Genomic DNA, 24,605 nt, shown 5'->3' on the forward strand with positions numbered 1-24,605 from the left:
CGCAAGGAGGGTGTCGTCTCTTGCATGCCTCTATCTAACGCGGAGCTTATTGATGACCTCGCACACGCCCGGTGCAGACCATGCGGCGCCCGCAGCGGCTCGACGTTCGGCCAACGAATCGACGCTGCCCTCCAGCGTGACGACGCCGGCGGATTCCGAGATGGCAATGTGGTGGGCTTCGCGTTCAGCCCGACGGCGCAACGCCGATTCGATTTTTCCCTCGATCTCTTCGGGCGCCAGCTTCGGTACTACCCGGATGAGATTCGTGACACCAGAGACGCCACGAATATGGCTGACCGCTTTCTCGGCGGCGTGGCGCTGAAAGCCCCATTGCACGTTCCCCCGCAAGGTAATCCAGCCCTTTTCGAGTTCCAACTGAAGATCATCCACGGGCACGTGAACCGCCCACTGCAGGGCACTGCGCGCGGCCAGGGCCACGGCTTCGTCGCGAAGGTGGCTGTCTTGCCGGACTTCCAGCCTGACGACGATGCCCTTGATGCCCCCAATTCTGCCGACTGCCTTCTCCGCAGCAAGTTTCGCGGCATACGTGCCGACGTGCCCGGATAATGTCGCCACACCCTGATGGACTTCTACGCCAATGTCGGGAGAGATAACGCGTGGATCCCACTCCAACTCATCATCGATCAGCGTCTTGAGTTCGATATCTGTTTTCATCCTCCGCTCCTGGTTGGTAAGGCCACCGCCCTGAGGGCGGGATTCTGCGCATCTTGAAAGATAGGAAGCGTCAGGATCTGGCCCTTGATGTGGAACAAGCCATCGACGGCTCCTTCCGCTGCGTTCCGGGCTCATACATCCCTGGATGCAGCCGGGACCGCACCGCATAGGCGCTGAGCAGGTATGCGACCAGAATCGCAGGCAGGTATCGCCAGAACATCACGGGAGGGGCGACGAGTTGCAAGGCAGACGCGACGGGAGAGAGCGGCAGCCAGACGGCGAGGGAGGCTACGAAGACTGTTGTTATCAACACCACGGTAGCCGGTCGGCTCTCCAGAAATGGGATGCGGCGGGTCCGAATGATGTAGATCACCAGGATCTCGGAGAGAATGGACTCCAGGAACCACGCCGACTGGAACGACATTGCGTGCGCGGGCGTGGAGAGTCCCAGTACGCTGAAAAGGACCGCAAAGGTTACGTAGTCGAACACGGAACTGAGCGGTCCCATGATGGCGATATACCGCCAGAGCGAGCGGATATCCCAGGTGCCAGGCAGGAGAGTCGCCTCCTCGTCGACGTTGTCGGCGGGAATGCTTGCCTGGGAGACATCGTAGAGGAGATTGCACGCAAGGATCTGGATGGGTGCCATCGGCAAGAAGGGTAGCCAGATGCTGGCGCCCAGCACGCTGAAGACGTTACCGAAGTTGGAGCTTGTGGCCATGCGCAGGTACTTGACGAGATTGGCAAATACCCGGCGACCCTCGATGACGCCGTCGTGCAGCACCAGCAGGCTCTTTTCCAGCAGGATAATCCTCGCCGTCTCCTTGGCTATGTCGGTGCCCGTATCCACGGAGATGCCGACGTCGGCGGCGCGCAGCGCCGGGCTGTCATTGATGCCGTCGCCAAGTACGCCGACCACATGGCCGCGCGACCGAAGGGCGCGGACCAGGGCAGCCTTGTGATCCGGGGTCAGCTTGGCAAAGACGGTGGATTTCTCGGCCAGGTCCGCCAGTGCGGAGGCATCAAGCGCGTCCAGGTCGCGCCCCAGCACAACCGATTCGAATTCGAGGCCCACCAGCTGGCATATGTGCCGTGCAATCGCGGGACTGTCACCGGTCAATACCTTTACAGTGACACCGCTCTCGTGGAGCGCTTGCAACGCGGCGGCGGCCGTATCCTTCGGCGGATCGACGAACGCCACGAAGCCGGCCAGCGCCAATCCGCGTTCGTCCGCCAATTCATAGGATCTGGCGCCCGATCGTGGGAGGGACTTGCTAGCCACGGCCAAAAGGCGATATCCCTCCTCGTTGAGGCGTAGCGCGAAGGCTTCGGCTTGTTGTCGATGCGCGTCGGTGAGCGGCACGACCTGGCCCATGAGCTCACAGGCATCGCACATGCCAATCACTTCCTCGACCGCGCCTTTGCAAATCAGAAGTCGCGCGGTGTCACTCTCTATGACGACGGACATGCGGCGCCGCTCGAAGTCGAACGGCACTTCGTCGACGATCCGGTACCGCTCGCGCGCCTCGGCGCCGCGCAATGAAGCTTCCGCGTCGTCAAGTACGGCCAGATCGAGAAGATTGCGCAGGCCGGTCTGAAAGTAGCTGTTCAGATAGGTCAATCTGAGAACCGTGTCGGAGTCCTTGCCTTCGATATCGACATGGCGGCGCAGGATGACGCAGTCCTGCGTGAGCGTTCCCGTCTTGTCCGTGCAGAGAACATCCATCGCGCCAAGGTTCTGGATGGCGTTGAGTTCCTTCACGATGACCTTGCGGCGAGCCAGCATGAGCGCGCCTTTCGAAAGCGTGACGGTGACGATCATTGGCAACATCTCCGGCGTGAGGCCGACTGCTACGGCAAGCGAGAACATCAGCGCCTGAAGCAGGTCGCCCTTCGTCACGTAGTTGATCAGGAACACCAAGGGCGTCATGACGAAGATCAGCCTGAGCATCACGGTGGCCACGCGCCTAAGGCCCAGGTCGAACGAGGTGGGTGGAATGGCACGGGTCACCTGCCGGGAGATGTCGCCAAATACACTCCGCGCCCCAGTGAGCACGACTACCCCGAAGCCGGTACCGCTCACGACCGAAGTCCCCATGAGGGCCACATTGCCAAGATCGCCGGGCATGACGTCGTTGGTCGGCCCAGTCGCCTCCGCCACTTTCTCGACCGGAACGGACTCCCCCGTCATGGACGCCTGGTTCAGGAACAGATTTTTGGTCGCAAGCAGGCGAATGTCAGCGGGAACGATGTCGCCCGCGCCGATATGCACGATATCGCCAGGGACAAGCCCGACGAGAGGAATTTCGCTGATTTGTGGCGCTGCAGCGATCGATAGGCGCCGCTTTACGGACGTTGTCGTGTGCACCAATGCCCGAAGCGAGGCGGCCGCTCGTACGGATTTGCGTTCCTGAACGGTGGCTAATCCCACGCTAAGGATGACCATCGAAGCGGTAACCGCGGCTGATTTGAAATCACCTATGGCCGCCGATACGAACGACAACGTTAGCAGCATCAGTGTCAGGGGCGTCAGTAGCCGCCGGCGGAAATCCTGCAGGAGATGCGTGCGGGCATCCGGTACGACTTCGTTGGTGCCGACATCACGCAAGCGTTGCGCCGCATCCGATTCCGTCAGCCCGTCATGGGTGGCGTGCAGGTCGTGGAGCAGTTGGTCGGCCTGGCAGCTTGCGGCATGGTGCAGCGCAGGCGGCACCGTCGCGGCAGTGTGCAAGTCGGGCCTCATTTGGCGAGAGCTACGCGGGTCTAGGGGTAACCACTGGCAGTGCAAGGCATTGCCGAGCATACAAGGCAGATCGCGCGAGAAGCCAGCGCAAGGAGGCTTGTGCAGGGCGGTTCAGTTGACCAGGAAAATGCTGCCGACGGCTATTCGTCAATGGAAAGGCTAGCTCGCAACTAGCGCTCTGACTTGATGTGCATCAAAGGCGCAGCGGGCCGCCTTCGCCCCGACACGCGATCCAATTCAATAGATCAAATAGGCGGCCCGTCGACTCTCGAACGCCGCCACTTGCTCGTCCACCGTCGCGAAGACCTCTGTCAACGATCGACCATGCTTGAGCATTTGCCAGATGACGTCGGAGCCAACAGAGGTGCGTAGCGCTTCAAGGCGGAAGCGGACGGGGTCGACGGCCGCTAACGCGATAGCCAACGCAAGACCAAGTTGTCCGGGCTTGGAGGGGACGCCGGTGCCGGGGCGTGTGAAACGAAGGCCGGCACAGAGCTTGCCTGCATAAGGCCCTTCCGTGGGGACAAAGTGAACGGGCGTGAAGTTTACTGAAGCGCGCAACCGCGTCAGTTGCGCCGAGAGCAACTCGGGGCGGAGCCACGGCGCCCCGACAACTGAAAATGGAGTAGGCGTTCCACGCCCCACGCTGATCGCCCCACCTTCTATCAGGCCGATATCGGGATACCAAGCCAATGCTTCCGCATCGCGCAAGTTTGGCGACGGGGGCACCCATCCGAGGCCCGTATCAGCGAATGACATGCTTCTGTCGTATCCCCGCATGCGCACGACATGGAGATCCGCGCCGATTCCGCGTTCTGTGTTGAACATGCGCGCAAGCTCGCCAACGGTCATGCCGTGAGCGAGTGCCAGCGGGTGGTATGCCGTTAGCACGGTTGGGCCCGGATCGGAGACCGGGCCGCTCGCATGCCGCGCGCCCATGGGGTTCGGGCGGTCGAGGATGAATATCGGGATCCTTGCGGCGGAGGCAGACTCCAGCGCCTGACCAAGGATGGCAATGTATGTGAAGAATCGCACGCCGGCATCTTGAATATCGAACACCACAGCGTCCATGTCAGCGAGATCGCCCTTTGGAATGCCCCATTCGCCCGTGTACAGGCTGCGCACCGGCAGGCCAGTGCGCTCATCTGGGGAGTCGCCGAATTTCACATCCAGGTCGGTGTCAAGCCCGTGTTCCGGCGCGAAGATACGCACCAGCTTCAGGCTTGGCGCGCTGGCCAGCACATCGAGTGTGCGTCTGCCTTGGGCATCGAAGCCGCTTCGGTTTGTGATCAGTGCGATGCGTCGGCCTTCAAGGGGTGCGAATTGCATGCCCTCCAGGACATCGATCCCGTTCTCCACCGGGCCGCGGGACTGGGGAAGTTGCAGTGCTCGCCCCACCGCGGCAGCCATGGACGGCACGGCTGCCGCGATGGCCCTGGCCGTCATCGGAGGCGAGGTACTTGAGATTGCGCCGAGTATATTTGCACGTAGCACCGTGGCGTCGCCCGCCTGTGCGGGGTAGAGGCGGCTGGACAGGATCACGATGAAACGTTTGGTGACGAGGTCGATCCAGAGACCTGTGCCTGTATAGCCAAGGTGGGAGAGGGTACCCGCCGGGGCTGTCCGGTACCGGTTCGCAATAAGCGGTGGCTCGACACTCCAACCCACCGAGCGAACAGGCCCCCCGCTGTCCAGCGTGGCGGGCGTCGACATGAGATTCACGCTCTCAGGCGACAGGATGCGTGTCTCGGTGCCCGACGCCACACCGCCGCGGAGCAACATGGTGGCGTAGCGCGCCAAATTGTCCGCCGTGGAGAAGAGGCCGGCGTTTCCGGACACTCCCCCCAGCGCATCAGCGATCGGGTCATGGACGGTGCCCGCCAGAAGCTTGCCATCTCGCCATGCCGTGGGCGCGGTATCGCGAGGGTCCGGGCGAAAGCCGGTACGCGACATGCCAAGGGGCGCGAATATGTTTATCTCGCACCACACATCGAGTGGTACGCCGCTGGCGCGCTCGACGATCTCGCCGAGCACAACGTAGTTGATGTCACTATAAACAACACGCTCGCCCGGGGCATCCTTGGCTGACATGGCGAGGATATCTTGCAGGACCGCCGCTCGACTCCGTAGCGCCCGTCTCGACGAGACGCCGGGTGCGAGACCGGATGTGTGGGTGAGCAGCTGGCGCAATGTAATCGACTGTTTTCCATGGCGTCCAAATGCGGCCCAGTAGGCGGCAACGGGACGGTCTAGCGCCAATTTCCCTCGTTCGACCAACTGCAGAACAGCGGTGGCCGTTGCCACAGGCTTCGTAACCGACGCCAAGTCGAAGATCGTATCTGCGGACATCGGTACGGGTTGCGTGCCTGTGATCCGGTCCCCCATCACGCCACGATACAAAATGCCTTCGGCATCGCCTACAAACACGACAGCGCCTGTGAGATGACCGGCCGCGACCTCGGTTGCCAGAACGGCGTCCAACGTCTTTGCCACCTCGGGGGGCAAAGACGCTGCCCCGGCTGCGATGCTGACGAAGAGGGATCCGGCTGCGAGACAGCGTGCAGCGATCAGGGGCAGCTTCATGAGGTCGTTGTTACCGGTGCTCGGGCAACGGATGCGGCAGGGTCGCCGGATCGTACCGGTTCCGGGGGTTCCATAACATCCATCCGTCGGTCTCGGCTGCATCTGCGGCGTCGACTTGTTCGCGGATGGCGTTGGCGTCGAACTCGCGCCTGTCGAAGGCATAGTCGCGAAATGCCTGCAGCCAGGGGCGAAACCGGACGCCCGGCAGGCCTGTGCGGCGCTTGGCCTCTGCGAGCGATCGGCGGACAATTTCGGATGGGTGTTCGGTAGGCCGTTCGCACCCGGGCAGGCCCCACGTAAAGCCAGAGGGGTAGAGCATCGGTGCAATATAGTCCACTGTCGGAACGAGCATCTCGATCCTCTGGCCGATCGCCGTGTCATCCTGATTCCAGCATACGTAGCCGAAGATATCGACCGAGAGGAAGACGTTGTAAGGCCTTAGGCGCGCGCGTGCTTCGGTAAGAAAGTCCGTAATGGCGCGCACGCGGTTCACCTCGGTATTCGCTTGGCTGAAGCGCAATCCGAACGCGTCTGGGAAACGCAAGTAATCGAACTGAATTTCGTCAAAGCCTAGCTGGGCCGCTTCTTCTGCCAGGTCGAGTTGATGCGACCATGCGGCGCGGATAGTGGGATCGATCCATTGCAGTGTTTCCCGGTCGCGCCACGGCGCGCCTTTGGCATTACGCACCGCCCATTCCGGATGGGCAGTCGCCAAGGGGTCGTCCTTGAATACAACAATTCGCGCGATCAGATACAGTCCGCGACGGTGCAGCTCCTTGAGGAGAGCAGGGAGATCCGGAACTCTGGGTGGTGCGGTGGGCGCGTGCGCTTCGGCTCCGACATTCCGGCGTGCTGCACTGGGGTAGGGCGTCAGGCCGCGATCGCCCTTGACGTCGATAACCAATGCATTGATGGCAGTCTGGTGTTGGAGTCTCAACACGTCTTCGCGCAATATCTGACTCGCAATGCCATAGACAGACAAGTAGACGGCCTTCGGGCGCAGGGGTTGCAACTGCACGAGTGGGAAGTCGGTCCGTTCGCAATCAAATCTCACGGAAGTGCGCCAATAGCCGGGCGCGCGGATGTTGACCGGCGCATGGTTGCAACCGACATGGGAAGGCAGTGTGAAGCGACCATCCGCTTCGGTGCGAACTTCGTAAGCGCCCTGCGAAATGATGGCGCCTGCTATGGGATCGTGCGATGTGGCGCTTTGGACGATCGTCGTCACCTGCGCACCAGCTGGTGAAGAGAGGATTGCCGCGATGACTATCGTCGGGAGGGCCATCCACATTCTGCAACGGCGTAACGCGTCAATCATCAGTTGTCTCCGAGCGGATCAGGATCTGCCGGATGCAGGACTGGTTGCAGGAATCCGTTATCAGGTAGCGCGGTAGCGCCATGACCCTGTCCTGGCGCGTGACAGGGCGGGCGTCCAGGGTAAACGCCGCAGTGTGGCCGGCTTCTGCTGCGAGCGCTTCAAGTTCCCGGTCATGGATGCCGAACGGCCACGCCAGAATGGTGGCCTCTGCGCCTGTTTCGGACTGGATCCGTACGCGCGCCCGGGCAAGCTGGTCCAGCACGAACGCCCGGTACCCGGCCGCATCGTGCCGCCCACGTTCCGTGTGGAAGTTGGGGTGCCAGTACGTATGAGACTCTATCGCGATAGCACTGTCCCGACCCAACGTGCGCAGGTCGTCCCATGTCATCGCGTATGCTGCATTCGATATCGCCGAAGGATAGATAAAAAGGGTGATGGGCATGGTGGGCTGAATGGCACGCAGCAAGGGCCATAGCACGTGATAGACGGAGCGATGGTCGTCGTCCACCGTGATGACCACGGCGCGCGCCGGCAAGGTTCGAGCGGCGCCGCGTTGCCATGCCAGCAACGCGGTAAGTGGTACAACGTGAAAGCCCGCGTCCTCGACTGCACGCAAATGCGTGCGGAAATTGTCGACGCGCACCGTCATGGAGTCTTCCGCAGTGGCGGCGAAGCGATGGTAGACGAGCACCGGAACCGATTGAGGCGATACTGCTTCTTCGTCTGTCCCGGTAATGCTGACCGCGAGCGCGGGACCGAACGCCATGCAAAGTGCGATGCCAACCGGCACGGCGAGGCGTCTTCTTATTAAGAGAAATGGGAAAGGAGGATCGAGCATGGACACAGGCGCCTATCATCCTGGCTGCGGCGGCGACGCGATCCCGGATCTCACCTGTTCGGCGGCGGCGACATGGTGCTTGACGGCGATAAAGCTGTCGGGACTCACCGACATCGAGTCGATACCGTTTTCGACAAGAAACCCGGCGAACTCTGGGTGGTCGCTAGGCACCTGGCCGCACAAGCCGACATCGGCGCCCGCCTTGTGCGCCTCTGCAATGACACTGCGGATCATCCATTTCACCGCGTCGTCCTGCTCGTCGAATAGCTCTGCGAGCATCGCCGAATCGCGATCCACGCCGAGGGTGAGCTGAGTCAGGTCGTTGCTGCCGATTGAAAAGCCATCGAATCGCTTGGCGAACTCGCTCGCCAGGATGACGTTTGCCGGAATCTCGCACATGACATATACGTGCAGGCCGTCTTCGCCGCGCACGAGGTCGTTCTCCGCCATCACCGCAAGTACGCGGTCCGCCTCTTTCGCCGAGCGACAGAACGGAATCATGACGATCACATTGGTAAACCCCATCTCCTTGCGCAGGCGGCAGATCGCCTTGCATTCCAGCGCGAATCCCTCCTGATAGCGGGGAGAGTAGTAGCGTGACGCGCCACGGAATCCAAGCATCGGGTTCTCCTCCCGCGGCTCGAACTCCTCGCCGCCGATCAGATGAGCGTACTCGTTGGTCTTGAAGTCGCTCATGCGGACCACGACCGGATGGGGATACTGGAGAGCGGCAATCCTCCCCAGTCCGCGCGCGAGCCGGTCCACAAAGTACTCGGTCTTGTCTTCGTATCCGGCTGTCAGGCCGGCAATTGTCTGCTTGGCCTCGGCGTCTTTTAGCGTGTCGTAGCGCACCAGCGCCATTGGGTGGATTTTGATGTGATTGCTGATCACGAACTCCATCCGCGCCAGCCCGATACCATCGGCCGGGATCCGCCACCAGCGGAAAGCTGCCGCCGGGTTGGCCAGGTTCAACATGACCTTGGTACGCGTTGCCGGGATACTGCCAAAATCGATTTCCTCGACTTCATAGTCAGCGGTGCCTTCGTAGACAAAGCCCTCCCGGCCCTCAGCGCACGACACGGTCACCTCTTGCTCGTCGTGCAGCAGGAGGGTTGCATTGCCTGTGCCGACGATTGCCGGAAGCCCAAGCTCGCGGCTGACTATGGCTGCATGCGAGGTGCGGCCACCCTGATCGGTGACAATAGCCGCCGCGCGCCGCATGACGGGCACCCAGTCGGGGTCCGTAGCTTGGGTCACGAGGATGGCGCCGTCGACGAAGCGCCCCATCTCGCGTGGGCTTTCGATGACGCAAACGACGCTCGCCGCGATGGCATCCCCGATGCTCACGCCCGACGCCAGCTTGCGGCCGGCCTTCTTGATGCGATAGCTTTTCACCGCGCTTGCCTCGCGTCGCGACTGGACCGTCTCTGGTCTGGCCTGGACGATGAAAATTTCTCCGCTCTCACCGTCCTTCGCCCATTCAATGTCCATGGGCTGGCCATAGTGGTCTTCAATGGTGCAGGCCCAGCGCGACAAGGTAAGAATCTCCTGATCTCCCAATACAAAGGACGCACGTTCCGCCCTCGCGGTAGCGACGTACTTCGTCGGGGCGCGGTCATCCCGCGTGTAGATCATTTTGCGACGCTTGTTGCCGAGCTTCTTCCCGATGATTGGCGCGAGAGACGGGTTCGAAAGAAGTGGCTTAAACACCTCGTACTCGTCCGGATCCACGGTGCCCTGGACAACACTCTCACCCAGACCCCAAGCGGCGTTGATCAGGACCACCTTGTTGAAGCCGGTCTCCGTGTCGATCGAGAACATCACACCGGCGCCGCTTAGGTCCGATCGCACCATGCGCTGAACGCCGACCGACAAAGCAACCTTCAGATGATCGAAACCCTTGGCCTGCCTGTAGCTGATTGCACGGTCGGTGAACAGCGACGCGTAGCAGCGCAGGCATGCGTCAAGGAGTGCGCGATCACCCCGGACATTGAGGAAGGTTTCCTGTTGACCGGCGAAACTCGCATCCGGTAAGTCCTCGGCGGTAGCGCTTGAGCGCACGGCGACGTCCATATTTGCCCTGCCAGTCCTCCGGTTCAGCTCGGCATAGGCCATACAGATCGCTTCAGCCGTATCTTTGGGCCATTCGCCGTCAAGAATGAGCTGACGAATGGCCGCTCCGGCCGTGGCAAGGGACGCCTTGCCTTCAGCAAGTTTGCTGAGCATCCTGGACACCGGCTCCCGCAGGTTATTGGCATCGACGAAGCGCCAGTAGGCATACGCCGTGACTGCGAACCCTGATGGAACTATCACCCCTCGGGGCGCTAAGTTGGCCATCATCTCACCCAGCGATGCGTTCTTACCTCCGACGCGGGGAACATCGGTTCGCCGTAGTTCTTCGAACCACACAACCTGCGTATGTTCGTTGGGCATGTGCAGCTCCTGCTCGGTAGATGATGCTGGCGCGGGGAAGCCAGGATTCGTTTGTCACGGTAATACCCCGGCAGGCCGTAAGGAATACTGAACAGCGCGAGGGAGCGGCAGACTGATTCAAACTAGTGGTGAAATGGAACCGCAGCTTGATCCAACGCAAAAGCCCCAGCCGTACGCTTTAACGACGGCAGCGCTGTGCGCTGAAGAGAGCATGGCCCCGGGCGCCGCGGATCAAGGTGTGACGGGGCTCCGCAGCGCACGCCGGAATCCGTGCAGGGCAACTATCCCGACGTTGACTTGCCTCAAGCTCGATCTCCGAGTGGCGCCAATAATGCATACGCGGACCCATTTGCTTGTGTGTCATCCGCCCGCCGTGCTGCTGCACATTGCGTATGGAGAGAACCATGAAGGCGCAGATTGATGAGGGCACCCTAGAGATTTGGGGAGAGAATCCGACTGAAACCTGGGCATTGTCCATTTGGCACAAAGAACACCGGATCAGTGCTGGCACCGTCAGCATCTATCCAGTGTCGCCTGAGATTCAGGACAAGCCGCTTCTCGGTAGTATGGAGGCACTGGTGGTGAGCGGCCGTGACAGAGTGACGGACATGCTCACCGTCAGCCACGCTCCCAATGGTTTGTTGGTAGACCCGACCGATCTGGCACCTTTTCAGATCCCGCTTATATCACTGGCCATGATCCTGGGCCGCCACCCGCTTTCGATCAACGTAGGAGACGTTCTCGATTTTTATATACACCCGCAACTTGCAGTGTGGATTGATGCCTACAAAAAGGCCAGTGAAACGCAGGCGACCAAGCACTCGCTGACTTACCCGTCGTAAGGAAGACGGGTGAGTCTTCGATATCAGACGGCTTGTCGTCTTTCTCCCTTAACGTCGCCAATAGGCACGCAGTAAGTTGTCCTCCTTACTGTATTTCAACTCCAGCGAGCCATGGAAGGCCGCCTTGAGCGCTTCACCCAAATCCCGGGCAAGATGAATGTCAGTCGTCGTCACGATCATCTTCCCAGAATCGTCTTCGATGGCCATGATGCGTTGCATCACGTGCGTTGCGCGCGCGCGCGCCTCATGCTGGCGAAGCAGTTGGACCAATTCCTCCCGATGTTGTGGCGCAAATTCACCCTCGATATTCAGAAAACCTGCAGGCTCACGATCGGCAATCCGATGACAGGCGGGGCAGACGACTTCCTCCGCGCTCGGGGGGCGGGGCGACCATTGCCACCGTGCGTCCTGATAAACCGCCTCGCAGGTAGAGCACACTGAGGGGTCGCGCAATTTGCCTTTCAGCTTGTATGCATCGTTTTCATGCTCCGGGAATATCTTTTCTTGGCTACCTGCCTTAAAAGGCCTAGTGTGGGACTTCATGTGCGTTCCCCTCGGATGTCGTATAGAAACTACTCTAGTCCCGCGCTGCCTGTCCCCCTTGACCTCGATCAATCCTCAGGTCCCTCGCTGAGCGTGCGCGACGATACATGCGCTGCGTTGAGCTTCACGGTCGTCTCAATTGATATGAGTGGGATTGTCGAACCAGCATAGACTGATCAGGACAGGCGTTTTTCCTGTCGCGCCCGCTTAGCCGGATTGGCGCTGTGGTTGTGCAGCGTTGAACGGCACCGTATTGCACAAGGAGACTTGCCGTGGAACCGAATCAGATCCAACAGTTGTGGCCGGTATTTGATGAGCTGTCGACAAAAGCCCAAAATACGGGTCACCCGGAGATTTCCCTGCTAATTGACGCCCTCAAGATGCAGACCGAACTACTGAACAGTCGATTCGGAGCGATTGAACAGTTACTTAGAGGCGTGCTCCACAAGAGTTGATGGAGCACCTCGCGGCAATTGACGAATGCTGGAGCACCCGCGACCGCTCGTGCGGTGCCATTCTCTAAGGCTGATATTGCTCGACGGTGGCCACCTCGCCGGTGCCGCTGAAACCGCCCATCATGAGTACGGTCCCGTCGGTAAGCACCACCGCTTGTGCAGCGTTGCGGCCAGCGGTCATCGAAGCGGCCGCAGTCCAGCTATTGGTGTCCGGGTTGTAGATCTCGGCCGAGTTCGTGCGCACACCACCGCCGCCCATGATGATGCCGCCGGCCACCAGGGCGCGTCCGTCCGGCAGCAGGGTGATTGTCGGGATCAAACGCCACCCGAGCATGGTGCTTGCAGTCCAGTTGGACGTGGCCGGCGTGTAACGATAGGCATTGGCCGAGCCGTCGCCGCAGGCGAGGATGGTGCCGTCCGGCAACGTCGTGGCGACGGTCACATTGCCGACTACTGGCGACGCCTCGAGCGTCGTGCCGCTGCCGTCGATCGCAACGCGCTCGGCGGTATTCAATGGACCCAGCTTGCTCGTGCCGCCAATCAAGAGCAGGTTGCCGTCGGGCAGCAGTGCGGCGGCATGCTGGGCGCGCGGTGTGGCCAGCGAAGTGGGCATCCGGGTCCAGGTGTTGGCGGCGGGGTCGAACACGTCCATGCTCGCCGTGAACGTGACGCCGCCGCCAGAGTGGTTATAGCCCCCCGCAACCAGCACCTTGCCATTTGCGAGCAGCGTCGCAGTATGATTCTCGCGCTCTTCGGTCATGTTACCGACGGCGATCCATGTCTCCGTGACGGGATCGTAGACTTCCACGGCAGCGGTCTCGGTTGAGAAACTGGTCTGGCCGCCCGCCACAAGAACGCTGCCATTGGGCAGCAACGTGGCGGTATGGCCGGCCCGCACCGTGGCCATCGCGCCGGTGGGCAGCCACGTATTGGCAATGGGATCGTATAACCATGCGGTATTGGTGATGCCGCCAGCGCCGTAGCCGCCGGCGACGAGCACGCGCCCGTCGGTGAGCCGCGTGGCCGTGAAGTAGTGCACAGGCAACGGCATCGGCGCGGGGCTGGCTGCGCTCCAGGTGCCTCGCGCCGTCACCACAATCTGCACCTGTGCCTGCACGCTGCCTGCCGCGTTGCTGCCGACGATCGTATAGGTGACCGACGACTGGATCGCGGTGGGCGTGCCACTGATGACCCCTGTGGTGGCGTTGAGGCTCAACCCTGCAGGCAGCGCCGGCGATATCGTGAAGCTTGCGATTGCACCGCCCGTTGCCGCAGGCGTGTTCGGGGTAATGGGCTCGGTCGTGACATACAGTACGCTGGCCGCTGGGTAAGACAGGCTTGCGGGCGCAACCGCGGCGGGTTGTACCGTGATCTGCAGCGTCGCGGTGGTTGATCCGGTCACGTTGCTGCCGGTAACGGTGTATGTCGCGGTGGGTGTCGTGGTGGTCGGCGTGCCGCTGATGATGCCTGTCTGGGCATCGAGCGAGAGACCCGCCGGGAGCGCGGGCGTGACGCTGTAGGCCGCAATCGGGCCCCCGCTGCTGGTCGGCGCGTTGGCGGTGATGGGCTGACCGGCGGTGTAGGTGACCGCGGCTTCCCGGTAACTCAGCATGACCGGGGCCGCGCCCACGCTGCGCACTTCGATCTCCAGGCGCGCGGTGGCGCTGCCGGCCTTATTCTGCGCGGTGACCGTATAGACGGCCGAGACGCTTTCTGCGGTTGGCGTGCCGGTGATTGCGCCGGAATCCGCGTCAAGCGAGAGGCCTGTGGGCAGTGCGGGGACAATCGTGTAGCGGTCGACGGCTCCGCCGCTCGCGGTGGGGCGGTTTGCCACAATCGGATTCCCGACCTGGTAGGTCGCCGACGTCATACCGTACATCAGACCGGCAGGCGGTTGAAGCGCCGGGTCCTCATCGCTGCAGCCTAGCAGCAGGCACGTCAGGACCAGCAGAAGGGTCCAGAAGATCGCGGGGTGTCGCGATGGCGTGCGACGTGTCAGCGATGCGTACTTGGTGGTGAGTGGCGAGACGAAGCCGACAGCGGGGGCGCCCCCGACAGAGCAATGAGACATGAACAGGACCCGAATCTATGGAAACGTACCGTCCTGCCATATGGGCGAAGATGGGCGTGCGCTGATCTTTGGCGCGTGCGCGACTTTAGCAGTGCGTGCAGGGTCTGCGCATCCCCAGTTCTGGGGACAAGCCCAAGGCGGTGAACGCGGCAACGGTTGCTTGTCGCCGGGTTGACGTCGGCGTTTCCGGCGCGTCTCCTTGGTCAGTAGTGACATATTGTGCACTTTTCGCTGAATCCTCCCCACCTTGGTGTATTGGCACGTTTGCTGCGTGCTTGGGACGGTCGGCACGCTGCTTTTCAGGGAGGCGTGCGTGCGGAAGACGCGACGGACCGCGCGTCGGCTGCCGGCGTGCGAATAAGCTGAAAGCACGTAGATTCTGTCGGGAATTTTTGCAAGACCGACGGTGCCGAACGAGCGAAACGAGTACTGCCCCCATCGAGTCCAGGCCAATTCGCATGAAGGATGAAGACCGCCAGCACCCATTGACACCTGACGACTCATTGCCGGCTGCGCGCGCTGGCGTGCCCGACAACTTCGTCCGCGTGCGCGGCGCGCGCGAGCACAACCTCAAGAACGTGGATGTCGATATCCCGCGCAACGCGCTGGTGGTATTTACCGGCGTCTCGGGGTCCGGCAAGTCGTCCCTGGCGTTCGGCACGCTGTACGCGGAAGCGCAGCGCCGCTACTTCGAGTCGGTGGCCCCCTATGCCAGGCGGCTGATCGAACAGGTGGGTGTGCCGGAGGTGGATGCGATTGAAGGGCTGCCGCCCGCCGTCGCTCTGCAGCAGCAGCGCGGCACGCCGAATGCACGCTCCACCGTGGCTAGCGTCGCGACGCTGGGGAGCCTTGTCCGTATGCTCTATTCGCGCGCGGGCACCTATCCGGCCCGGCAGCCGATGCTGTATGCGGAGGATTTTTCGCCGAACACGGTGGAGGGCGCCTGCCCCACTTGCCATGGTCTGGGACGCATCTACGATGTGACCGAGCAGACGATGGTGCCCGACGACTCCTTGTCGATACGCGAGCGCGCCATCGCGGCGTGGCCGCCCGCATGGCACGGGCAGAACCTGCGCGACATCCTCGTCACGCTCGGCTACGACGTAGACAAGCCGTGGCGCGAGCTACCGAAGAAGGATCGTGACTGGATTCTGTTCACCGAGGAACAGCCCACGGTGCCGGTCTACGCAGGCTTCACGCCCAAGGAGGTGCGCGCCGCGCTCAAGCGCAAGCTGGAGCCCAGCTACCAGGGCACGTTCACGGGCGCCCGTCGCTATGTCTTGCAGACCTTCGCCACGACGCAGAGCCCGCTGATGAAGAAGCGCGTCTCGCAATACATGATCGGACGCGAATGCCCGGCCTGTCACGGCAAGCGGCTCAAGAAGGAGGCATTATCGGTGACGTTCGCGGGCATGGATATCGGCGAGTTCGCGAACCTTCCGCTTGCCCGTGTGGCGGAGATCATGCGGCCGATTGCGCACGGCGAGTGGGCGAGCCAGAAGGCAGCCTCCGGCGCGGTGCTGAGCACGAAGACGATGCGCGCCGCCACGGCGCGGCGCGTGGCAGCTGGGGGATCTGCGCACAAAGCCGCGCCTGACGTGCGGCGCACGCCCAACCTCTCCGACGAAAAGCGGCTGGCCGCGCAGCGCATCGCGGAAGAGTTGATGGAGCGGATTTCCACGCTCATCGATCTCGGACTGGGCTATCTGTCGCTGGACCGCAGCACGCCGACGCTCTCATCGGGCGAATTGCAACGGCTGCGGCTGGCCACGCAGCTGTCTTCTCAGCTGTTCGGTGTGGTCTATGTGCTCGACGAGCCCTCGGCAGGGCTGCATCCGGCAGATGGCGAAGCGCTGCTGGTGGCGTTGCGACGATTGAAGGCGGCTGGCAACTCGCTGTTCGTCGTCGAACATGACACGCAGACCATGCTTAGCGCGGACTGGATCGTAGACGTCGGGCCCGCCGCCGGCGAGGGCGGCGGCCACGTGCTCTACAGCGGGCCGATTGACGGGCTCGCCGCAGTGCAGGCGTCGCGTACTGCCGCGTATCTGTTTGGCGAGCAACAGCTGGCCGCGCGATCGCCTCGCGACCCGGCTGGCTGGCTCAAGCTGGTGCATGTTTCTCGCAACAATCTGCATAAGATTGATGCGGCGATACCGCTGGGTTGCTTCGTGGCCGTGACGGGCGTCTCGGGATCGGGGAAATCGAGCCTGATCAGCCAGGCCCTGCCGGAACTGGTGAACCGGCATCTTGGCCGCACGAACGATAGCGACGCCGACGAGGAACGCGATCCACTGTTCGCGGTGACGGATGCGCCGATTACGGGGCGCGTGGCGGGTGACACGGCGGCGGTGCGCCGGCTGGTGCGCGTCGACCAGAAGCCGATTGGCCGGACGCCGCGATCGAATCTCGCCACCTATACCGGCTTGTTCGATCATGTGCGCAAGCTGTTTGCCGACACTCCTGCGGCCCGCAGGCGACGCTATACGCCTGGACGCTTCTCCTTCAACGTGGCCCAGGGCCGTTGCCCGACCTGCGAAGGCGAGGGCTTCGTCAGCGTGGAGCTGCTGTTCCTGCCGAGCGTGTATGCGCCGTGTACCGCCTGTCACGGCACGCGCTATCAGGCGCAGACGCTGGAGATTACCTGGCAGGGCAGGAATATTGCCGAGATCCTCGACCTGACCGTCGATACGGCATGCGAAGTCTTTGCGGATGAGCCGCCGGTGATGCGATCGCTGAAGGCGCTGCGGGACATCGGATTGGGGTACCTTCGCCTGGGGCAGCCAGCGACTGAACTGTCCGGCGGTGAGGCGCAGCGGATCAAGCTGGCCACCGAGCTGCAGCGCGCCCAGCGCGGAGACACCCTCTACGTGCTGGACGAGCCCACCAACGGACTGCATCCCGCCGATGTGGACCGCCTGCTCGTGCAACTTCAGGAATTGGTGGATGCGGGCAACACCGTGGTCGTGGTCGAGCACGACATGCGTGTCGTGGCCCAGGCGGACTGGGTGATCGACATGGGCCCCGGCGCGGGAGAGCAGGGCGGCCGCGTCGTGGCCTGCGGCCGTCCCCCGGAGATCGCCAGCGTGGCGACGAGCCGCACCGGCGAATATCTGGCAAAGGCGTTAGGGCGATCGGGGCCGCCTGCCGCGTAGCACGCTTATTGTTGCGGCGGCGTGTCCGGGAGCGAGGGGGAATATTCGGTGCGGAGAAATAGTTCCGCCGCGAGTTGGGGGGAAGGAGTAAAGTCAGAGGCAGTCGCAAAATTCATGACTTTCTCCTATAAGGGCGATACAAGTATGCACGGCGCCACTTCTCCTTTCAGCTTCCTCTGCACACTAGCGGCCGACGTTGAGCACCTTGCCTACCATGTGGCGGTCAGTTTCCGGGATGGCAACCACCCAACGGGTGTGCAATTCACGAGCTTTGTGGGCACCGGAAGACGTTCCTTTGCGGTGCGAAGCCCCGACAGCGATCTCCAGCCTGTGACCGACCAGACCAGCGAACGGCTATGCCGCATTGCCATTGGCCAGGTCTTGCGCGACCAGCTTTACCACAAGACCGCCGACGGCGATCATGTGCTCGATCTCGACGCGTTGCCATGGGAGGGGGAACTGAAGCCCGTCGGCGGAGGCAATATGGCAAGGCGACCAGCGCGGCGGCACTCGCCCGTCTAAGCACAGCCCCCCCCGTGTCGCTGGGTAAGTGCGCGCCCACTGGTCACCAGGTCGAAATGGCGTGGGTCGTGGCGAGTGGCATGTCAATGCCGGCGGCAGGATCGGTCAATGCCTCGATTTCGATATAGGGACGTTCCGACTGAACCTTCCCAAATATCGCCGCAAAGGGAACGTCGGCGGCATCCCGGCCGGTGCCGATGCGCGGCAGGCCAGTTGGAATCGACACCCCCGAGGGATCAAGCACGTACCAGCCTCCCGACAGGTACACCTCCACCACCGCGTGGAAATCCGGCGGCCCCATTGCCGGATCCGCGCCATAGTCCAGGCTGCTGGAAATCCGGGCCGGAATGCTCAGTGCGCGGCAGATGGCGATCATCAGGTGGGCGAAATCCCTGCACACCCCGGTCCGCTCCACGATCGTATCGGTCGCAGACGTCCGCTCATTGGTCGAGTGCGAGAGAAAACGGATGTGGTTGCGCACCCATTCCCTGATTGCATATACGCGCGGGTAGCCAGGGCGCATGCCGCCAAACTCGCGCATCGCGAATTCCATCAGCCGGTCGGATTCGCAATAGCGGCTCGGCGTCAGAAAGGGAAGTACCTCAAAAGGCAGTTCGGCGACCGGGACCTGCCTGATCGATTTTCCATCGTCGAGCCGATGGTCGATCTCCACCACGGTCTCATACCGGATGGCCAGGAGGCCCTTGTTCGCCCGAATCCGCAGCAGGCGGTTGCACAGGACAGGATCCGTGTAGCGTGTGGCGGGCATCTCCGGCGTGATCGCGAGGTGTTCGGACACGATCGACTGCCGTCCCGTCCTCGCCGCTTCGATACGCAACAGAAAGTCCGCTGTGGGATCGAGGATCTCATAGGACAGGTTCACCAGGTACCGGATGCGGTTCATCGTTGACCTTGCGCCGAAGGGGGGGCTGGGATCGCCGTCTGTAGCGAATCGGGACGGCGATGGCAATAGGAGTGTACTGCTATGCAGAGGCGCCTGTTGTACGGCCGCTCACATTTGTTGGGCCAGGCCCTTGATCACCATGAGAGGACGCGCCTAAGCCAGGCTTTCCGCGGGCTCGGCCGTCGCAGAACGAACGCGAATGGCGAACAGCGCCCCGGTGGCGGCAAGTCCTAGCCCGCCCGATAGCCACAGCGCCTGTGCGCCCCAAAGATCGATGCAGATGCCAAACAGCCAGGGTGCCAGCGCCTGGGCGATGCGTGCGGGCACCATCAGCAAGCCCTGGCGATGGCCATAGCCATGGGGGCCGAAAATCACAAGTGGCAGGGTTCCCTTGGCAATGGTCAGGATACCGTTGCCCGCGCCGTGCAGCACGCCAAACAGCGTGGCTGCCGGCGCGCCGACAATGACGAAGACCGCCGCGCCTATTGGATGGAGGGAAGCGGCAAGCCGCGCCGACAGCAGCGGATGAACTTTGCGCAGCAGGCCGAACTCGAGCAGGCGCGCACCCACTTGCGAAGGGCCGATGAGCGCACCGACCACCACCGCTGTCGCCAGGGTCGCGCCGCCCGCCTGCAACAATCGTGGCAGATGCGCGGCCATTGCCGTGCTGATGAACCATGTCGCGGCGAACACGAAGGCCAGCACGTAGGTCGCCATCGGGTCGGGCGTCGGGCCGTCCAGATCAATACCGTCGGGCTGCGCGGTCTGTCGGATGATTGGCGATGCCGGTTCTTCGTCGGCACGCGGCAGGCTCGCATTGAGCAAGAGGCCCAGCGTCAAGTGCAGCGCCGCCCATACGAAGCAGGCAACGCGCCAGCCGTGGTGGCTTTCGAGATAGGAGGAGAGGGGCCACCCCACCGTGCTGGCGAAGCCAGCAATCAGCGTGATGCCAGTGATGGCATTGCGCGAGCGCGTGCCGTACAGGCGCACCAGGGTGGCGAAAGCCGCTTCATAGAGGCCGCTGCCCATGCCGATGCCGAGCACAAGCCAGGCAGCGAACAGGCCAACCACTTCCCGGGCAAGTCCGAGGCCGGCCAGTCCCGCCGCGAACACGAGGCTTGTAGCCATCAACACCGGCCGTCCACCCAGTCGGTCGATCAGCCGCCCCGCATAGGGGCCGAGTAGTGCGGAGACGACCAGTGCCGCGCTGAATGCCGCGAAGACCGTGGGCACGGACACGCCAGTGTCGCGCGCCATGGGCACCGCCAGCATCGCCACCAGGTAGTAGGAGGACGCCCACGCGAGTGTTTGCGCGGCACCCAGGCGGGCCACGAGGCTGCCATTCGGCGATTGCGACATGCTCTGTCCTACCTACTCGACTTCGCCGTCGTCGGTGTCCGCGGACGCCGCGGTCCGCTCGTGATCCATTGCGGCGGCGGCAAGTGCCGCGGCGCGCGCTGGGGCGGCCTCCTTGCGCTCACTGTAGCGGTCGGTCAGGTAGTCGGACCGGTCACGAACCAGGAGCGTGAACTTGTACAACTCCTCCATCACATCGACAACCCTGTCGTAGTAAGAAGAGGGCTTCATCCGGCCAGATGCATCGAATTCCTGGTAAGCCTTGGCCACGGACGATTGGTTCGGGATCGTCACCATGCGCATCCAGCGGCCCAGCACGCGCAACGCGTTGACCGCATTGAACGATTGTGAGCCGCCGCAAACCTGCATGACCGCCAGCGTGCGGCCTTGCGTGGGCCGAATGCCGGCACTCTCGAGCGGCAGCCAGTCGATCTGGTTCTTGAAGACGGCAGTCAACGTGCCGTGACGCTCCGGGCTGCACCAGACCTGGCCCTCGGACCATTCGGACAGCTTGCGCAGCTCCGCGACCTTGGGATGGTCGGCCGGCACGCTGTCGGTCACCGGTAGTCCGCGTGGATCGAACACGCGCGTCTCGGCGCCGAAGTGCTGCAGGATGCGTTCGGCTTCCAGCGTCAGCAACCGGCTGTAGGACGTTTCCCGCAGCGAGCCATAAAGCAGCAGGATGCGCGGCGGATGCGTGCTGACGCGTGCCGGCTCCAGCTTGTGCTGGTCGGGGATATCGAGGACGGCGGGGACGATGTTCGGCAACGACGCTGTCATCGCATCACCCTCCGGCCCTGCGCATCGATGACGACTTCGCCATCCTCCTTGGTAAATGCGCCTAGCTGCGGCAACGGCAGGATATCGAGTACCAGTTCGGAGGGGCGGCACAGCCGCACGCCCTGTTCAGTGATGACGAACGGCCGATTAATCAGGATGGGATGGGCGAGCATGGCGTCAAGCAACTGAGCGTCCGTGAGCGCCGGGTCGCCAAGCCCCAGTTCCGCGTAAGGCGTGCCTTTCTCCCGGATGGCTTCGCGCACCGTCAGGCCTGCGTCGGCAATCATCTTTTGCAACTGCGCGCGCGAAGGCGGGGCGTGCAGATACTCGATGACTTCCGGCTCGATCCCGGCGTTGCGGATCATGGCCAGCGTGTTGCGCGACGTGCCGCATGCCGGGTTATGGTAGATCGTGACAGACATCGAGATTCCTTATTGAGCCTTGGCCTCGTACCAGTGCTGTGAGCGATTGACGATGTTGACGACCAACAGCATGACAGGCACCTCGATCAGCACTCCGACCACGGTTGCCAGCGCGGCCCCCGATTGGAAGCCGAACAGGCTGATTGCGGTGGCCACCGCCAGTTCGAAGAAGTTGCTCGCCCCGATCAGGCTCGACGGGCCTGCCACGCAGTGGGCGACGCCAAGCTTGCGGTTCAGCAGGTATGCCAGACCTGAATTCAGAAAAACCTGGATCAGGATCGGCACCGCCAGCAGTGCAATCACGAGTGGCTGGTCGATGATCGCCTTGCCCTGGAAGGCGAAAAGCAGGACTAGCGTGAGCAGCAGTGCGGAGATGGAGTAGGGGCCGAGTGCATGGGTGACGCGCTGGAAATGCGCCGCGCCACGCGTGAGTAGCACCTTGCGCAGCAATTGCGAGAGGATGACCGGCACGATGATGTACAGCGCGACCGAAGTCAGCAAGGTGTCCCAGGGCACCGTGATCGACGAGAGGCCAAGCAGCAGCGCCACGACTGGGGCGAACGCCACGACCATGATCGCATCGTTCAGCGCCACCTGCGACAGCGTGAAATACGGGTCGCCCTTGCAGAGCTGGCTCCAGACGAACACCATGGCCGTGCAGGGCGCGGCGGCCAGCAGGATCAACCCGGCGACGTAGCTGTCGAGTTGATCGGCGGGCAGCAGCGGCGCGAACAGATGTCGCACGAAGAGCCAGCCCAGCAGTGCCATCGAAAATGGCTTGACCGCCCAGTTGATGAACAAGGTCACGCCGATGCCGCGCCAATGTGATTTCACCTGGCCCAACGCCGCAAAATCGATCTTTAGCAACATGGGGATGATCATCACCCAGATCAGGAAGCCAACGGGCAGGTTGACCTGCGCGTACTCCATACGGCCGATGGCCTGGAACACGTCCGGCATGATCTGTCCCAGCGCAATGCCGACGACGATACACAACGCGACCCAGACAGTGAGGTAGCGCTCGAAGAATCCAATGGCCGGTTTGCTGGCAGTTTGGTTCGAAGCAGCGATGTTCTGGCTCGACATCGCTCAGCTCCCGGCCAGACGCTGGAGCGTCTCTTGCAGTTCCGCATCGCTCATATCTTCAATCGGCAAGAGCAGCAATTGCAGCATCCGGTAGGCGATGGCCTGCCGGGTCAGTTCGAACGCGAGTCGCTTCTTGTCGTCCCCGCCGTCCGTGTTCGAGGGGTCGGGGTAGCCCCAGTGAATCTTCACAGGGCTGCCAGGCCAGTAGGGGCACTCCTCTTCGGCGGCGCTATCGCAGACCGTAATGACGACGCGCATCTTGGGTGCCCCGTCTGCGACGAACTCATCCCAGTTCTTGCTGCGGAAGTCGTTCACGTCGACACCGGCCTCGCGCAGGACGTCGATGGCAAAAGGGTTGATGCGGCCGCTCGGCGAGCTGCCGGCGCTGTAGGCGCGCACATCCCGGCCAAATTGCCTGGCAAGATGGTTCAGCATGCCTTCGCTCAGCACGCTGCGCGCGGAATTATGGGTACAGAGAATCAGGACGTTGGTGGTCATGGGGCGGCGAGAAAGAAACAAGGGCGGGGCGGGGGAGAGGCGTCAGCTCTTTCCGATGTCCCGCACGGCTTTTTGAAGCGCGACGGTGTCAAGTTTCGGCAGCGGCAAGGAAAGGAACAGCTCGATGCGGCGCTTCAACGCGATGGTGGCGTCGTTGATGGCTTGCTGCTTTTGTGCGACGGAACCTTCGCATGCAGCGGGATCGGGCACCCCCCAGTGGGCGGTCATCGGTTGGCCCGGCCAGATGGGGCACATCTCTCCGGCTGCCTTGTCACATACGGTAAAGACGAAATCGAGCGGCGGGGCGCCGTCTTGCGAGAACTCGTCCCAGCTTTTGCTGCGAAAGCTGGCGGTATCCATTCCGTGCCGCGCGAGCGCCGCCAGTGCCAGCGGATTGACCACGCCGGTCGGATGGCTGCCGGCCGAGTAGGCGCGGAATCGGCCTTGGCCTAGATGGTTCATCAGCCCTTCGGAGAGGATCGACCTGGCCGAATTGCCGGTACAGATGAACAGGACGTTGTAGATCTTTTCGCTCATGACCGGCCTTTAGCAGCAAGACGATTTGGAGGTCACTGCAACGCCAATGGGCTTTCCCTTGGGCGCTCGTGGGGCGCAGCATGCGGATTCGACGGGCGCAGCGTCGGTCTGGCGGGATTCCCCATACACCGGCACCGTGCCGAGCGTATGGAAGTGCTCCCAGGCGATCCCCTGTGGGTCGGTCAGCCAATACTTGTCGCTGCGGGCGTAGCAGCAGGTTGTCTCTCCTTCATCGAGCCGCGCCATGTCTGCGGCCTCAGCCCGCGACTTCAACTCGGCGAGTTCGTCAGCGTCGTCGGTCTGGAATCCGAGGTGGTCGACACCCGGTTCCCCACCGTGCGCCGAAATTGCGAAGTTCACCCGCGGGTCTTCAAGCATCCATTTCGCATAGTCGTCCTTGACGACGCTCGGCTCGGCGGCGAAGAGCGCGGAGTAATAACGGATGCTGGCCGAGAGGTCGGCCACGCTCACATGCACGTGGAAGCGCTTCATGATTGAGACTCCGAGGTCACGGAACAGCCGGCGAGCGGCGAGCACAGGTTTCCGCCGCAGCAGTTCTCTGTGAGATAGCCAATCAACGCGTTCATTGTTTCGAAGCGCGCCATGTAAATGATTGATCGCCCGTCCTGGCGGCTGGTGAGCAGGCCGGCACGGTGCAGTTCCTTCAAATGGAAGGAGAGGGAGGACGCCGGCATAACCATGAGGTCGGCGATGCGGCCGGCCGGCAGCCCCGCCGGCCCGGCCTGCACGAGCAGGCGGAACACTGCCAGGCGTATTGCGTGGGCGAGGGCGGCGAGCGCGCCCAGTGCGTTATCTGTTTCCATGTTTCGAATGTAGTCGAAAT

At 62.5% G+C, this 24,605-nt stretch carries 21 protein-coding genes; 4 read left to right on the top strand and 17 right to left on the bottom strand.

Annotation, left to right across the window (positions count from 1 at the left end; all coding sequences use genetic code 11):
- Positions 1–30: 30 nt before the first annotated feature.
- The 6 genes from AB4120_RS06880 to ppsA all read right to left on the bottom strand — a co-directional run bounded on the left by AB4120_RS06880 (position 31) and on the right by ppsA (position 10,590).
- Positions 31–675, bottom strand: coding sequence for a BON domain-containing protein (locus tag AB4120_RS06880; RefSeq protein WP_441642057.1), 645 nt, complete (start codon positions 673–675; stop codon positions 31–33).
- 70 nt (positions 676–745) lie between these two features.
- Positions 746–3,406 (bottom strand): magnesium-translocating P-type ATPase, encoded by a 2,661-nt coding sequence (gene mgtA, locus AB4120_RS06885; RefSeq protein WP_441642058.1) that lies wholly within the window; start codon positions 3,404–3,406, stop codon positions 746–748.
- A gap of 249 nt (positions 3,407–3,655) precedes the next feature.
- Positions 3,656–6,001 (bottom strand): exo-beta-N-acetylmuramidase NamZ domain-containing protein, encoded by a 2,346-nt coding sequence (locus AB4120_RS06890; protein WP_441642059.1) that lies wholly within the window; start codon positions 5,999–6,001, stop codon positions 3,656–3,658.
- A 10-nt stretch (positions 6,002–6,011) separates the two neighbouring features.
- Positions 6,012–7,286, bottom strand: a complete 1,275-nt coding sequence (locus tag AB4120_RS06895) for a putative glycoside hydrolase (protein WP_441642060.1) — start codon at positions 7,284–7,286, stop codon at positions 6,012–6,014.
- A gap of 25 nt (positions 7,287–7,311) precedes the next feature.
- Positions 7,312–8,157 (bottom strand): polysaccharide deacetylase family protein, encoded by an 846-nt coding sequence (locus AB4120_RS06900; protein WP_441642061.1) that lies wholly within the window; start codon positions 8,155–8,157, stop codon positions 7,312–7,314.
- A gap of 15 nt (positions 8,158–8,172) precedes the next feature.
- A complete protein-coding gene (gene ppsA / locus AB4120_RS06905; protein ID WP_441642062.1) occupies positions 8,173–10,590 on the bottom strand; it encodes a phosphoenolpyruvate synthase in 2,418 nt (805 codons plus the stop codon).
- Between the two features lie 404 nt (positions 10,591–10,994).
- On the opposite strand from ppsA, the gene AB4120_RS06910 reads away from it, so the two are divergent.
- Positions 10,995–11,432: a hypothetical protein gene (locus AB4120_RS06910; protein ID WP_149136280.1), complete on the top strand. Its 438-nt coding sequence runs from the start codon at positions 10,995–10,997 to the stop codon at positions 11,430–11,432.
- A 48-nt stretch (positions 11,433–11,480) separates the two neighbouring features.
- Here AB4120_RS06910 and AB4120_RS06915 read toward each other — a convergent pair whose 3' ends face one another.
- Complete coding sequence (locus AB4120_RS06915) at positions 11,481–11,975, bottom strand: BCAM0308 family protein (RefSeq protein ID WP_441642063.1); 495 nt, start codon at positions 11,973–11,975, stop codon at positions 11,481–11,483.
- A gap of 272 nt (positions 11,976–12,247) precedes the next feature.
- Here AB4120_RS06915 and AB4120_RS06920 point away from each other — a divergent pair, with 272 nt between their 5' ends.
- Positions 12,248–12,430: a hypothetical protein gene (locus tag AB4120_RS06920; protein ID WP_441642064.1), complete on the top strand. Its 183-nt coding sequence runs from the start codon at positions 12,248–12,250 to the stop codon at positions 12,428–12,430.
- Between the two features lie 64 nt (positions 12,431–12,494).
- On the opposite strand, the gene AB4120_RS06925 is transcribed toward AB4120_RS06920, so the two are convergent.
- Positions 12,495–14,300, bottom strand: a complete 1,806-nt coding sequence (locus AB4120_RS06925) for a kelch repeat-containing protein (RefSeq protein ID WP_441642065.1) — start codon at positions 14,298–14,300, stop codon at positions 12,495–12,497.
- A gap of 659 nt (positions 14,301–14,959) precedes the next feature.
- Here AB4120_RS06925 and AB4120_RS06930 point away from each other — a divergent pair.
- Positions 14,960–17,656, top strand: coding sequence for an excinuclease ABC subunit A (locus AB4120_RS06930; RefSeq protein WP_441642066.1), 2,697 nt, complete (start codon positions 14,960–14,962; stop codon positions 17,654–17,656).
- Positions 17,657–17,770: 114 nt separating this feature from the next.
- A complete protein-coding gene (locus AB4120_RS06935; RefSeq protein ID WP_262389624.1) occupies positions 17,771–18,178 on the top strand; it encodes a hypothetical protein in 408 nt (135 codons plus the stop codon).
- Positions 18,179–18,221: 43 nt separating this feature from the next.
- On the opposite strand, the gene AB4120_RS06940 is transcribed toward AB4120_RS06935, so the two are convergent.
- The 9 genes from AB4120_RS06940 to AB4120_RS06980 all read right to left on the bottom strand — a co-directional run bounded on the left by AB4120_RS06940 (position 18,222) and on the right by AB4120_RS06980 (position 24,585).
- Positions 18,222–19,082: a transglutaminase-like domain-containing protein gene (locus tag AB4120_RS06940; RefSeq protein ID WP_441642067.1), complete on the bottom strand. Its 861-nt coding sequence runs from the start codon at positions 19,080–19,082 to the stop codon at positions 18,222–18,224.
- A 153-nt stretch (positions 19,083–19,235) separates the two neighbouring features.
- Positions 19,236–20,441 carry an MFS transporter gene (locus AB4120_RS06945; protein ID WP_441642068.1) on the bottom strand — a complete coding sequence of 402 codons (1,206 nt, stop codon included), beginning with the start codon at positions 20,439–20,441 and terminating at the stop codon, positions 19,236–19,238.
- 12 nt (positions 20,442–20,453) lie between these two features.
- On the bottom strand, positions 20,454–21,218 hold the full coding sequence (arsH, locus tag AB4120_RS06950; protein ID WP_149136273.1) for an arsenical resistance protein ArsH: 765 nt from the start codon (positions 21,216–21,218) through the stop codon (positions 20,454–20,456).
- The gene (gene arsC, locus AB4120_RS06955; protein ID WP_441642069.1) at positions 21,215–21,640 is read right to left on the bottom strand and encodes an arsenate reductase (glutaredoxin); all 426 of its coding nucleotides are present in this window, start codon (positions 21,638–21,640) and stop codon (positions 21,215–21,217) included. Before arsC ends, arsH begins: the two co-directional genes overlap by 4 nt.
- 9 nt (positions 21,641–21,649) lie before the next feature.
- Positions 21,650–22,726, bottom strand: a complete 1,077-nt coding sequence (gene arsB / locus AB4120_RS06960; protein WP_149136271.1) for an ACR3 family arsenite efflux transporter — start codon at positions 22,724–22,726, stop codon at positions 21,650–21,652.
- 3 nt (positions 22,727–22,729) lie between these two features.
- Positions 22,730–23,224 (bottom strand): arsenate reductase ArsC, encoded by a 495-nt coding sequence (locus AB4120_RS06965; protein ID WP_149136270.1) that lies wholly within the window; start codon positions 23,222–23,224, stop codon positions 22,730–22,732.
- Between the two features lie 42 nt (positions 23,225–23,266).
- Complete coding sequence (locus AB4120_RS06970) at positions 23,267–23,761, bottom strand: arsenate reductase ArsC (RefSeq protein WP_441642070.1); 495 nt, start codon at positions 23,759–23,761, stop codon at positions 23,267–23,269.
- A gap of 9 nt (positions 23,762–23,770) precedes the next feature.
- A complete protein-coding gene (locus AB4120_RS06975; protein WP_441642071.1) occupies positions 23,771–24,253 on the bottom strand; it encodes an ArsI/CadI family heavy metal resistance metalloenzyme in 483 nt (160 codons plus the stop codon).
- The gene (locus AB4120_RS06980) at positions 24,250–24,585 is read right to left on the bottom strand and encodes an ArsR/SmtB family transcription factor (RefSeq protein WP_441642072.1); all 336 of its coding nucleotides are present in this window, start codon (positions 24,583–24,585) and stop codon (positions 24,250–24,252) included. The genes AB4120_RS06975 and AB4120_RS06980 overlap by 4 nt, the downstream gene beginning before the upstream one ends.
- Between the last annotated feature and the right edge of the window lie 20 nt (positions 24,586–24,605).

The organism is Cupriavidus sp. 2KB_3, assembly GCF_052115685.1.
In the GTDB taxonomy this organism is placed as follows: domain Bacteria; phylum Pseudomonadota; class Gammaproteobacteria; order Burkholderiales; family Burkholderiaceae; genus Cupriavidus; species Cupriavidus campinensis.

Coding starts and splice junctions, on each gene's coding strand:
- AB4120_RS06880 (WP_441642057.1), bottom strand. CDS start 675: ATGAAAACAGATATCGAACTCAAGACGCTGATCGATGATGAGTTGGAG.
- AB4120_RS06890 (WP_441642059.1), bottom strand. CDS start 6,001: ATGAAGCTGCCCCTGATCGCTGCACGCTGTCTCGCAGCCGGATCCCTC.
- AB4120_RS06895 (WP_441642060.1), bottom strand. CDS start 7,286: ATGGCCCTCCCGACGATAGTCATCGCGGCAATCCTCTCTTCACCAGCT.
- AB4120_RS06900 (WP_441642061.1), bottom strand. CDS start 8,157: ATGCTCGATCCTCCTTTCCCATTTCTCTTAATAAGAAGACGCCTCGCC.
- ppsA (WP_441642062.1), bottom strand. CDS start 10,590: ATGCCCAACGAACATACGCAGGTTGTGTGGTTCGAAGAACTACGGCGA.
- AB4120_RS06910 (WP_149136280.1), top strand. CDS start 10,995: ATGAAGGCGCAGATTGATGAGGGCACCCTAGAGATTTGGGGAGAGAAT.
- AB4120_RS06915 (WP_441642063.1), bottom strand. CDS start 11,975: ATGAAGTCCCACACTAGGCCTTTTAAGGCAGGTAGCCAAGAAAAGATA.
- AB4120_RS06925 (WP_441642065.1), bottom strand. CDS start 14,300: ATGACGTCGGCGACCTACCAGGTCGGGAATCCGATTGTGGCAAACCGC.
- AB4120_RS06930 (WP_441642066.1), top strand. CDS start 14,960: ATGAAGGATGAAGACCGCCAGCACCCATTGACACCTGACGACTCATTG.
- AB4120_RS06935 (WP_262389624.1), top strand. CDS start 17,771: ATGACTTTCTCCTATAAGGGCGATACAAGTATGCACGGCGCCACTTCT.
- AB4120_RS06940 (WP_441642067.1), bottom strand. CDS start 19,082: ATGAACCGCATCCGGTACCTGGTGAACCTGTCCTATGAGATCCTCGAT.
- AB4120_RS06945 (WP_441642068.1), bottom strand. CDS start 20,441: ATGTCGCAATCGCCGAATGGCAGCCTCGTGGCCCGCCTGGGTGCCGCG.
- arsH (WP_149136273.1), bottom strand. CDS start 21,218: ATGACAGCGTCGTTGCCGAACATCGTCCCCGCCGTCCTCGATATCCCC.
- arsC (WP_441642069.1), bottom strand. CDS start 21,640: ATGTCTGTCACGATCTACCATAACCCGGCATGCGGCACGTCGCGCAAC.
- arsB (WP_149136271.1), bottom strand. CDS start 22,726: ATGTCGAGCCAGAACATCGCTGCTTCGAACCAAACTGCCAGCAAACCG.
- AB4120_RS06965 (WP_149136270.1), bottom strand. CDS start 23,224: ATGACCACCAACGTCCTGATTCTCTGTACCCATAATTCCGCGCGCAGC.
- AB4120_RS06970 (WP_441642070.1), bottom strand. CDS start 23,761: ATGAGCGAAAAGATCTACAACGTCCTGTTCATCTGTACCGGCAATTCG.
- AB4120_RS06975 (WP_441642071.1), bottom strand. CDS start 24,253: ATGAAGCGCTTCCACGTGCATGTGAGCGTGGCCGACCTCTCGGCCAGC.
- AB4120_RS06980 (WP_441642072.1), bottom strand. CDS start 24,585: ATGGAAACAGATAACGCACTGGGCGCGCTCGCCGCCCTCGCCCACGCA.